The following is a 12,957-nucleotide window of genomic DNA, read 5'->3' as shown; positions in this document are numbered from 1 at the left end:
CAGCGCCGGACACAAAGCCCATGAACACCTCAAATCCCCTGTGGGAGCAAGCCTGCTCCCACACTGGGTTCCGGGAACGGCATGCTACCTCGCCACAAAAAGCCTTTAACCATCCGCGCCCACGAACACTCCCAGCGCCCACAATGATTCAGCGCCGGACACAAAGCCCATGAACACCTCAAATCCAGTGTGGGAGCAAGCCTGCTCCCACACTGGATTCCGGGAACGGCATGCTCCCTCGCCACAAAAAGCTTTTAACCATCCGCGCCCACGAACATTCCCAGCGCCCACAATGATTCAGCGCCGGACACAAAGCCCATGAACACCTCACCCCCCCTGTGGGAGCGAGCTTGCTCGCGATGGCGCCAGCACAGCCAACCCCACTGCAAGCTCAATCCGCTTACAAACTCAACCGCCCCCGCTCTTCCTCGGTCAACCGCTGGCGGCTCTGTTCATCCAAAGGCCCTGCGCCCAGGACTTGAACCGGGCTGGCGGGGTCGTAGGCGCGGGGGGCTTCGCGGCTGGCGCCATCGCGTGAAGGTGCCAGTTGCTCGTTGCCAAAACTCACCACCTGCACGGTAAACACCGACGCCTGGTTCTGCCGCGCCGCGTTCTGTTGCTGACGGGCCACGTCCTCAGCCGCCTGCGTCGCCGACGACGCCGCCGAACTGGCCGAGGTGATGGCCCCGGTGTTGACCGAGGCCGCCAGCGGCACGCCGGAGGATTTGCCCTGGGTCTGGATGTTGGCCGCATTCACCACGGTCAACGCCGCGATGTTGACGTTGCCCGACACCCGGATCCCCGCCTCGCCCGCATCAATAGTGCCCAACGGCGCGATCAGGTCGATGTCCCCCGGCGCCACTTCGGCGATCGGGTTGAGGGTGGCAATACCGGCCCCGGTGCTTGGCACCGACGGCGACAGGGTCACGTTGCCCCAGGTGTCGTACAGGCGCTTGGGCGGCGTGTACACCACGGTGGTCTTCGACCCACGACCGGCGTTGATATCGCCCTGGGCCGACCAGCCGAGGATCGAGCCACCGAAGGTGGTCATGATCCGGCTCTGCCCCAGCAGGATGCTGTTCTGCGCATACAACTGAATATCGCCCTCGCCCTGGGTGATCACCCCGGCGGTGGACGGCGGCGCATTGCCCTCGATGCCGAAGGTCTGCCCGCCACCCGGAGTGAGCATCTGGATATTGCCACCGAAATCGGTGTGCACGCCCGCCCCGCCGAACATCGTGATGTCGCCCTTGTAGCTGATCGGGTTGCCCGCCACATCCTTGGCCGGGAACAACAAATCGATAGCCTCCCGCCCACGCAGGTAGCTGCCCTGGCGCACGCCACCGGCTTCGTTGTACTCGCGGCCACCGGCCTTGAGTTCGGCGAAGTACACATCGCGGGCAAACACCCGCTGCTGCTCGGCCGGCAGTGCCGCGAAGTAGGCACGGGCCTGCTCGGTGTCGCCACTGAAGCCGAAGCGTTCCTTGAGCCAGGCCACCAGCTCGGTCTCATAGGTCTTGGCGACCTTGCCCGCCTGGCTCGCCAGCGGCGTGCCGGCCAGGGCCTGGTTGGCCGGGTCCAGGTAGGCCTTGACGAAGCGCTCGTAGTCCGCCCCGTCGAGACCGGCGCCAGCTTGCAGCACCAGGCTCGCGCCAGGGCGAGAATCACCCGGCACCACGGCGCCGAGGCTGGTGATGCTGACCTTGTCGTCCATCAGGATATTGCGCCCGGCGGTGATCTCCAGCAGGCCGGGACCGGCGACATTGAAGCTGCTGTAGAGGATGTCGCGCCCAGCTGAAACGATGGAGATGTCGGCTGGGTTGTTGTGGATGAAGAGGTTGCCGGTGCTGGTGTAGTTTCCCACGTCGGGTAAACCACCCTTGCCGCCGCTCAGCGGTGTACCACTGCTGACAATGTCCCGCCCGGCCATCATCCATACGGGCCCTGCACCTTCGTAGTAGGTTTGGCCGAGTCGGCTGTCGTTCGTGGTGGTGAACGTCATCGCCCGCCCGCTATTGACGGCCAGCAAGTCGCCTTTGAGCGCATAGAAGCGTGCGGGATCGGTGTTAAGAGCCCATTCGCCGGAGGCGCTGGTGCTGTCAAAGGCAAACAGCGGGAATATACCCGAGCTGGGACGCACACGATTAGCATCGGCGGAGAGGTTGCTGACCACCACGCTGCCATTGACGAGCCCGGCAAAGGCCGGCCGCAACGGCGTGGCAAGGGCGGCGGACGAGGCGCCAGAACGACTGACCGTCAGGTCGCCGCCATAAATGGAATCGCCAGCCAGGAACTGCAACTCGCTGTTGATGCCGGGTGCGAGCAGCAGCGCTGGACGCGTACCAGCATCGAAGTTTCCGTTTTGAGTCGTTTTGGCCGCACCGTAGTAAAGGCTGCCACTGGCTGCCACAGCCCGCAGGATGGATGGGTAGACCACTGCCAGATCCGTAGACTTACCGACAGTCATCGGCGTCAGATTGCCTCCCGAAGACCACAAGTCCACCGCTGTATTGGCCGTCCATAACGTAAACCAGCTCACACCCGATCCGTTACTATTTCCGTCTTTGAAGGGTGACACACTCATCGCCAGTGCCCTGCCCGGATCGGTAACCTCCTGTACCACCAAGTCGCCCAAGGTGGTCAGATCAAAGGTGGCATCGCCCGGCACCAGGGTCAGCCCACCCGTTGCTATGCCACGAGTAGCCTGGAAGGAGTCATAGGCCCGTGTTTCTCCTGGGGATTGATCAGCGACCGTATTGCCGTAGATCAAATTGATTCGGCCGATGGCACCGCTGTCGATCCGGGCATGCCCACGCAGGTTGGTTACCGAGCCGTTGAGAGATCCGCTGATAAACTCACTAGCGGGATTCAAAGCACCGCCGACCCGCAGATTGAGGTCACCGCCACCGGTGAGCTGCAGCTTGCCGTCGGCGCCCACGCGCCCGGTGCTGCCCACCGCCAGCACCAACCCCTGGCTGCGACTGTTACTGCCAGGTTGAAGTTTGCTGCCCGCCAGTTGATCGAGTACCCCGGCATCGCCCGCTACTTGAACATTCAGGTCACCACCGCCCAGGGTACCGAAGCCGGTAAACCCAACCATCAGGTCAGCCTTGCCATTATCCTGGGCGGTGTAACTGCCAAAATTGATCCACCATGCCGTAGGCTGGGTCGAAGAGCCCGTTGCGACGTTACCGTTGCCCTGACGCCACAACCAGTTGCCGACATTTGCAGTGTCGTAACCCCAGTCGCTCGTATTGGGTCGCCCAAACCCTGTGGCGGAGGCATCCAAACTGTTGCCGGTCAGGTTCCCACCAACCTTCAAGGTCAGGTTGCCGCCAAAGTCCGGGTACCAAGCGCGATAAAGACTGTTGGTACCGCCATCCACAAACTGCTCGTTTTCACCCAACGCGTCATTGAGCACCCGGCCCGCCGTCCCTTGCGCCTTGCGCTGGTTGTATGGGTCGTTGGCGTGAGTCTCGCTGGCTGAACTGCCTGCGGTGTAGACGCCGTACAGCGAGTCCATTTTCAAATCACCCGCCGATAACAGCTCAAGATCTGCCGCACCGGTACGAATAACACTCCAACGCTGGCTGCCGGGCTCGTATTCAGGTAATCCGCCAGCTTCACAGTGAAGTGGATTGTCGATGCATAGGGTGGGGTAACCAAATGCCTCATAATCAACCGGCTGCCCTACCATGCTGGTGTCACCGTACCATTCCAGCGATCCTGCTTCGGTCCACACCATTGACGCCACGCCAAACGTCCCGTAGTGACTGTCAGCCAGATGAAGGTCACCACCCGCCAACACAGGCCGCACGACCCGACTGTCCGCCGCCTGCGTATCGGCCCCCGCCACCAGTCGCAACGACCAGGACTGCGAACCCTCGGCCAGCATCGGTGCAATGGCCCAGTTGCTCCCCGCTACTTCCGGACGCAACTGCACCGACTCGACACCGGCCGGCAACTTGATGTCGGTACCGGAAGGAATTTTCGCACCCACGCTCAGTGCCAGGGCGCCGTTGAGACGCAGGACGTTGGTCAGGCCGTTGCTCGCGTCCGCAATACTTGGCAACGCAACCCCTTTAGGCCAAATCAGGCTGCCTAGGGTTGCGCTACTGCTCAGCAGGCTACCTGCTCCCAGCACTGTGCCCGCCTCAAGGGTCTGGGTCGAAGCCACCAAAGTGCCAGCCGCGAACAACAGGTTGCCCGAGGCGTCATGCACAGAGGCGGCCAGCACCGTGCCCGCTGGCAGCACCAGCGGTTGATCAAGCGTCGCGGCCACCGGCAGACGCGTTCCCGCCGCCAGGGTGGCACCCTTGAGCGGCACGTCGAAGTTGAGCACCGAGCCCGCCGGAAACGCCGTGTCGTCCGCCAGGGTCACGCCGGTACCGGGTACGACAATATCCCCCGCCGCGAAATCGATTCCCGGCAACAGCACCCAGCCCTTATCGTCGTTGGTGGCGGGCGGCCGGGCAAAACCGTCGGTGATGCTGCCGTAGATGTTCAGGTCACCCCGGCGCGCAGCGTCAGCGCACCCGACTCACCGGAGCCGTACACGGCGGTTTTACGAGTATGCGGATTCACACTGGTGTAGCGATAGCCGGACAGGTCCAGGTCCCCCGCACCACCAGGTCACCGTCGGCCGTCGCACTGACGATCTCCACACCGGGCCGTAGGTGGAACGCATCGGCATATCGAGCGTTGTACAGCCCGGCGAGCTTGCGTTGCATCAAGTCACCGTTGGCCAGCGCCCCGTCGATGAAAGCGATACTGTCCTGGTGCTTGCCATCCAGGTACGCCTGGTCGATGACCTGATAAGGGCGCCCGCTGGCCGCCGGATCGCTGCCGTAGGCTGCGTCGTTGTACTGCCACGTACCGTTGACAGCAATCGAACGCGCGCCCTGGATGTCCAGGCTACCGCTGGCGTCGATGGCAATGTCGCCCTGGGTCGGAACCGAGCCGGCACGCCGTGCATTGAGTTCCAGCGTGCCGCGGGCACGACCGTCATGCTGCCCGGCAGGCGCCGCCGTGCCATGACGCAGATCGATACGTGCACCGTCGGCCAGGGTCAGCACACCGTCGCGGGAAGTCAGGTCAACGATGGCGCGGTTTGGCGAATCGATGATCTTGCCGTAGCTGTCCACCCGCAGACGGCTGCCGTGGGCATCGAGCACCGCGTCGCCGCCCAGGGTCAGGGATCGTCCGGCCGCGAGCCGGATGCTGCCGACCCGCTCGCCGCTGGCGTCCACCTTACCGTTGACCAGCAGGCTGCCATTGTCCAGGGAAACGCTGATGGACGAGGCTTTGAGTTCGTTGCCAATCACCAAATCGCCCTGTTTGAGCTGGAAGCTGCGGGAACCGAATACCTGCCCGTCATTCAACCGTTGGTTCAACGCCGCAAATTGCTCGCTGAGACTGCCGCTGCCGCCCAGGCGCCGGGCCTGGACCGCCACGCCGCCGGCCAGGTAAGGCAGGACGGTGCCCCCGGCGTCATATTCGCCGGTGCTGGTGCCGAGAATCCGCCCCTGCAAATCAACGATTCCAGCCGCCTCGCCCAGCGCCACCGCACTGAGGCGACCGGCCTGGTTGTTGCGAGCCGAGAAGTCGATGCTCGATCCATCGGCCTGGCGAATGTCGCCATTCTGGCTTTGCAGAATCACCTCGCCACCGGCGCTGTAGCGGGTCACATCGTTGAAGGTGACTGAGCGGCCAGCCACGTCGATCAGCGCCTCATCAGTCAGGGTCAGATCATCCGTTGCGCTCAGGGTCAGCTTGCCGCTGGGCAGTACCACCGCGCTGGCCAGGTTGAGGCTCGCCCCCTTGAGGGACAGCTCGCCGCCGAGCCCGGAAACGCTGCCCGGCTTGGCGGTGGTGCCCGTCACATTGACCGCGCCGCCCGCCGTGATGCGATTGACCGAGCCGGCTTCACCGGTTAGCAGCGGGGTGAGGATGTTCAGGTTGCCGCCGCTGTAGGCGTAGCCCGTTTTCGCGTCATAGGCCCCCTGGCTCTGATATACCGCCAGGCTGCCTTTGTGATTGGCGGTCAGGCGTTCGCTGGCGTTGAGGTTGACATTGGCAAAGCCCAACGCCAGTCGGTCCAGGGTAGTAACCGAGCTGGGCTGGGCGAATTCACCGTAGCCGAACTCAATACGCTGGGCCTGGATGTCCAGGCGACCGGCTCCGGTGCCGGCCCCGCCGGCGATGACCGAGCCCGGCGTATCGACGGCACCGTTCCAGATCAGGTTGGCGGTACGGATCGTCGCCACGTCGCTGGCGCTGCCCGCGCCATAAATGGCCGGCGTGCTGAGCATCAGGTTGGCCAACCGCGACTTGCCCGTCGCCGGGTCATAGGTGTCGAGACTGACAGTGCCATAGAAATTCAACGCCTCACGGGCCGACAGTTCCAGGGTTTCCAGGGCCGGGGCGCCGTATTCGGTGTCCCCGCGCAACAGGCGATCGAGTACCGTCTGGCTCAGGGTCAGACCGGCCGGCAAGACCTCGCGCGCCGCTGCGTCGCTCAATGCCGGGGCGGTACCGACGTTGATATTGCTCAGGGCCAGGGTCAGGTGGCGGGTGCCATAGCGCACTCGATCGTCCAATTCCAGGCTGCCCCCGGTAGCGGCGACGATGCTGCCTTCGGAATGAATCCGGGTGACGCCGCTGCAGGGCGTCAGGCTGCATCCACCGATGTTGATCGTGCCGCTGCTGCCCGATGAAGGTGCCAACACGTTGAGCACGCCGTTGGAAGCGGCCAGCAAGCTCATATTCTGGCCATTCACATTGAGGTCATAGACAAAACCATCACGGGCATCGTAGGCAGCCGCGCCACGGCCGATGGTGTTGATGGCCGCGCCTTGTTCCATCGACAACTCGCCGTTGGCCAGCAGGAAAACTTCCGGTGCCGCTAACGTCGCGCCTTCACGCAAGATCACCCTGGACGACGCTGCAAATGTCGGCGTGATGTATTTTGCGCCCTGGCCATAAAGTGCATAGAACTGGCCGCCAATCACCTGCCGCGAGGCATTCAACGCATTGAGGCTTTCGGCATTGAGTGTCACCCCCTCGAAGCCGGCCGTGGCCCCGCGCCCATCGGCCACCACCTCCAGCGCGCCCCCAACGTTACCAACCACCGTGACAGTGCCGCCGTAGCCACCTTTCTGAGGCGCGAACTTACCAATGCCCTTGAAGGAAAACGCCTGGTCTCCCGCCCCTGGGGCCAGCTTCAACTTCAAGGTCTTGGCGTCCACCGGCAACAAGGCTCGTGGTACGCCCAGGCGCGCGGCGTCGGCTACGGCGAACTGGGCATAGCTGGTTTCGTTGTACTGCGAATAGCGACGCAGCACATCGCCGGACGTCAGGATGAGCTGGCTGGAGAGGCTGTTGCGCTGCCCGGTATTGGCCACCGACAGCACCCCGGCGGTGGTCCAGGAGCCGTTGCGCATCTGCAACGCACCCGCCGTGGCCCCCTGGCCCGCCAGCCCATTGACCTCGACCCGGAACGCTCCCGGCAGCAAGGCATAGGTGGACGGCATCAACGTATAGGTACCGGCGGCCAGCCCCGGCACACCGGCACCGATGGTGATCTGCTGGCCGACCCGTGGGTCCACGGCGCCGCCCTCAGGCGCCACTGGCGCGTATGCACTCTGGTTACCCGGCACAATGGCATAGACCGGGTTGCTGGACAGGCCCGGCAACGTAAAGCCGCCGTTGGCACCGATTTGCACCAGCGGGTTGAAGCGCGCGTCGGTGGAACCGCCACGGCCGGAGATAAAACCGGCACCGAGCAGATCTCCGCCCCCGGAAAGATCGAGTACCGAGCCTTCCTGGGCCGTTACAGACTTTGCGCCCAGAATCACACCGATATTCAGGTCACCGTTGGCAGAGGGCATGGCCCCTTGCCCCAGAAACACCACCTTCTTGCCCGCGTACTCATAACTCTGACCATCGACGGTACCGCCATAAGGCAGCACCAGACCGAGGCCACTCACCGAGGTGAGGCTATTGGGGAGCAAGTCCACTCGGGTAGTGACGCTGGTGTCGTTGTTGGTGCCGACCTCAATCAACCCCAGCGGGGCCCGGACTACCCCGCCCTGCTCGATATTCGCACTGCCCAGTTGTAAGTGACCGAATGCCGAATAAGGCACCTGAGGGGTCACCTGGGTCGTGCGCCCGATGACCAGGCTGCGCGTCGGGTCGTAGACGAGGCTGCCTTCACTCAAGCCATACCCCGCCAATACCCGAGCCCCGACCCCGGTCGCCGGATACAGTTGCGCCGCTTGCAGGATCATGTCCGAAGGGGTCACCAATTGCGTGGTAAAGCCCGTAGGCAATCCTTCGCTGGAGAATCCCGCCAGGAAGCGCAAATCACCGCGGCTGCTTAACTGGACCCGGTCGAACCCGGCGCGTTCAAGCCCGACCGTGGTGCCATCGGCCTGTCTCAGTGCGCCTTTGCTGCTGAACCTGACATTGCCTTGCACGTCCAGCAGAGCCGCATTAACGGAAAACACCGCCGTGTTCGCCAACTGAGAGGAATCTTCGCCATCGATCACTGGTCGGGTATAAACATCCCAACTCGGGCGACTGCTCTGCTTCCCCGTCGCATGCGCCAGCAAAACATGGGGGGCATTGAGCTGGATTCGCGTATTGGCTGGCGCGGTTGCGCTCAACCCGAAGCTGCGAGCATGCAGGCTCAGACTCTGGCCGAGGGACAGCGACAGATCGCCATCGAAACTCATCAAGCCGTTGCTCAACAGAGACAGGCTGTCGAAGCCACCCGCCTGGACCTGATCCATGCCCAAGCGTCCGTGACCGTAGACCAGGGAATCGGCCGAGGCCTCGGCCGTATCGGCCAGTGGGCTGGCCTGGGCGGTTTGTTCCAACACCAACTCACGCACCTGCAAAACCCGGTTCTTGAGCGCGCTATTGAGGTAATAAGGGGTTTCGAGCGCCACCGACAACCTGCCCCCGGCGGCCCCCGCGCCGCCCGAACGCGCGCTGAAATCGCCGTTCAGGTAGAGGCCGTTGGCCGACACCAGGGAGATGCTGCCGCCATTGCTCGCCACCGCCGTGCGCCCCTGGCCGGGAATATCCAGAACGGCCTGGCTGCCGTCCGCTTGCAGGCGCGCACCCTCGCGCACCACCACAAACAATTCGGATGCCGAAGTCGACCCCTTCGCGACGTCAATCTCGCCACCAATGACAATCTGCCCACCGTCGCGCACCAAACCATAGGTCTGGCCGCGCGTGTCCTGGGCGGTCACCGCACGACTGGAGACGTCGATCAAGGCCTGCTCGCCGAGCCAGATGGAACGCCCGTGACCTGCGGCGTTGGCCTCATCGGTGACCACACTGTCGCCCAACCCGGTCAGGCTGATCCGCCCGCCCCAGGCGTTGAGGGTGCCGTTGGCGGTCAGTTGACCGATGCTGCGCACGTCGATGCTCTGGCCCGGATCGACGCTGATCACGCTGCCCTTGCCCAGGTTCAACACCGTACTGGCCATATCAGCGGCACTGGAATTGGAGGTGCCCGCGTTGAGAATCAGGCTCGCGCCGCGACGCTGGGTGAGGACACCTTTAATCGCATCTTCCTGATACAGCTCCGGCGTCCAGCGCTCCAGAGCATCGGCCGCGTCTGCGCCGGTGCCCGTGCTCAACGCCTGCTCACCGAAACGGTACACCGGCATCGTCACATCGACCCGGGCCCCTTCTGCCACCGTCAGGCCTTGATTACCGGTGATGTCATAGGCCGAGAAACCCTTGTCGAAGAAATCGCCATCCAGTTGCAGGGTGCCCGGTTCAAGCGGCGAGCCGCTGTTGCCGATCAGCACTTTATTGGCCGCGAGCTTCAAGGTCCCGCCACCGCTGACCCCGGTGCCGCGCAGTTCACCATCCAGCTTCAAGGCGCCGTTACCGGACGGTGCGTTGGTGCCCGCCGTCAGGGTCAAGTCACCGCCCTTGCCGCCACGGGTCTTGCCATCGGCCATGACGGCGGCACCGGAACTGACGTCGATCAGGCTGCCCTGGCCCACATCGATATCACCGCTGCTGCGCATGGACACCGCTCCGCCGTTGATAAACGGCAGGCCCTGGCGGTCAGTGCCGTCAAGCAGCAGGTTGCTCCACCGGCCAGCGGTGTTCAGCGTCACGCCCTCGCCCAACGTAACCCCAGCACGCTCACCGGTGGCAGGCGAAAGCACGACGTCTCCCATCTGGAAATTATCGGTTCGGATCTGTTTAAGCACGTTACCCAAGGCAATGCGACCACCCCGGGCGGTCAGGTCGGCGTTCACGTCGACCTGCGGCGCGAATAGCGTGATATCACCCCCATCGGCCACGTTGAGCGTGCCATCGACTTTAATGCCTTGCGCCGCTGCCACCTTGACTGCGCCGAGCTGGAAGCCGTTGAGCAGCGCGTTATCCAGCACCAACTTGCCTTGCCGGTCACTGCCGACCACCGAGGTCAGGTCCAGGCCCGCGGCGATCTTGTCCGTCACTTCGCCGATGGTGACCTGGTCGAACGTGGGATTCAGGCCGCTGTTGATCACGCCGCTGGTCTTGTCATAGATCGGCGTGTAGCTGCCCACCCACAACTGCGCCCGTCGGGCCACGGCGTTTTGTGATTGCTGGTAGCCATCGAGGTTGAGGTTCGGCGCCTGGGTCTGGCGTTCGCCCTGGTAGACCTCGCCGACGATCTGGCCTTCCAGCACTGCGTTGCGGGTCGACACCACCAGTTTGCCGGCATCACGGCCGACGGTGTAGCCGGCCTCAAAACGCTCGCGCGGGGCGATCAGCGGGTTGTAGTAGTAATCGGTCTGGCCCCAGCGTTGGCTGTGGTCTTCGTAGCCCTTGTAGAGGCCGGCGTAGAGGATGTCTCCCGGTGCCTTGGACAACTCATACAAGCGCCCATTGGCGCCCTTGAGCCAGGATTGGCGCACGTAACCGCTCTGCACATCCAGGGTCCCGCCGGACAGGTTCAACTGAGCGGCCTGCTGGGTCACCACGTCATTACCGGTGAACGTCAGGGTGCCGCCCTGGCCCGCCCACTCGCCAACGCTGTGTCCTCGGGTGCCCAGGTAACCGCCGACTTCCAGCAATCCGCCTGCGGTGTACCAGCGGTCGGTGGCATAGCCATTGGTGCCCGCCGGCACATAAATCAAATCACGCACGTCCACCCACACATCGTTGCTGGTCAGCTTGCCACCCTCGCGGTTGACCGGGGCATCACGCTGCTCATTGCCCTGCACGTTGACCTTGATGGAGTTGGACTCCATCGCCACCTTCACACCGATGGCACCGGACACATCGATCACCGCACCATCGCGCACCAGGCTGCGACCGGCGGCGCTGACCGCGACCTGGCCACCGGTGGCCAGGGTGATGGAGCCCTTCTGGAAGTCGACACTGCCGCCACTGACGATCTCGACCCGGGATTGGTCAGTGCGATCCACCACGCTGCTGAGGTTGTTGAACTGACCGGTGATCAGGTTGTTCGGCGTGCCATCCAGGCCGACGGGCCCGGCATTGCGCTGGCTGTCCAGGGCGCTGCCGCCCGCAGCATCGAGCAGCACCGCCGTGGCACTGCCCTGCCCCAGGGTCACGCTGCCACTGCTGTCGCTGAAGGAGTTAAGCAAATGCACGGTGCCGCGGATGTCTACCGAACTGCTCGCCACCGCCACGCCGTTCTGCTGCACATTGTGCCCGGTAAGGGTGATGTCGCCGGTGCTGGCCTGGATCAGACCGCTGTTGATCACCGTGCCGGCGCTGCTGCCGGGTTTGAGGGACGTTGCCACTTCGTTGCCACGGGTGGTGGAACGCAAGTTGCCGCTGGTGCCCTGGCCCCGGCGAATATAAAAACTGTCGCCCGCCGCCAGGGTGGTCTGGCCCTTGGCGGTGATGATGGAACCGGCGTTCTCCACTTCCGAGCCCAACAGCAAGGCATAGCCGCCTCCCGCCGTGGAGGTGGCGGCACGATGGGTTTCGATCAGTGCGCCCTGCTGCACTTCGACCTTGCCGGCGGCGTCGGTGAAGGTCGGCTGGGTGCCGGTGGCATCCACGTACAGCCCGCGCTTGCTGAACTGCTCGTCGGAGATAGTGGCCGCCACCGCCGCCAGGTTGCGCACGTTGACCTGGCTGCTGCCACTGAAAATGATGCCGTTGCGGTTGACCAGCATCACCGTGCCGTTGCCCTTGATCTGGCCCTGGATCTGGCTCGGCCGGGCCTGGGGGTCGTTGACCCGGTTGAGCACGGCCCAATCCGCTTGCTGCTGGAAATCCACCGTGGTGTTGCGCCCGACGTTGAAGGTTTCCCAGTTGAGAATCGCCTTGTCGGCGGTCTGCTCGATCTTCACCGTGGTCTTGCCGCCGGCCTGGGTCTGCTGCGGGCCCTTGGCGTTGAGCCAACCTTGGGTCAGGCTGTTGTCGACCTTGAGACCGCCCTCGCCCAATCCGTCCGGCACAGTCTGGATCTGCCCGAACGCCGCTTGCCGCCCGGCGGCCTGCGCTGCCTGCTGCGCCGCGATGGCGGCCACGGTGTTGTTGAGATTGGTCAGCGAACGCTGCAACTGCGCATTGGCCCGTTGCTGTTGCGCCAGGGGCGGCGGCATTCCCGGCGTCCCGTTCGTGGGCCGCGTCGCACCACCGGACTGCTGCGTACCCTTGGCCGCGAACCAGGCGGAACTGAACGCCGTCGCCGCCTGGGCATTGCCGGCCACCATCAGCAGCGCAATGGCCTGGGCCAACGGCTTGAGCCGCAACATCGATAATTCGCTGTCGCGACGTGATGCATTCAGTTTTGTCTGGGATTTGCAGCGCAGCATCCTACTTATCCTTTCGGTTTGCTTTCAGGGGCGCAACGCAGTGCTATCAAGCTGCCAGCGTTGGCTATAGGGAATAGGCGGTTACAACCGCTCGGGACCGAACGGATGTCATGAAAATTTCATGTGGCTATGTTGGTTCAGG

Annotated in this window: 1 pseudogene; it reads right to left on the bottom strand. The window is 63.8% G+C overall.

The window, feature by feature from the left end:
- Window positions 1-400: 400 nt before the first annotated feature.
- A pseudogene (locus KI237_RS13230) lies at window positions 401-12,815 on the bottom strand (filamentous hemagglutinin family protein).
- Window positions 12,816-12,957: the final 142 nt, after the last annotated feature.

Source organism: Pseudomonas sp. St316 (assembly GCF_018325905.1).
Lineage (GTDB): Bacteria > Pseudomonadota > Gammaproteobacteria > Pseudomonadales > Pseudomonadaceae > Aquipseudomonas.
The sequence above is the reverse complement of the archived record's forward strand: the minus strand, read 5'-3'. Positions and strand labels throughout refer to the sequence as shown.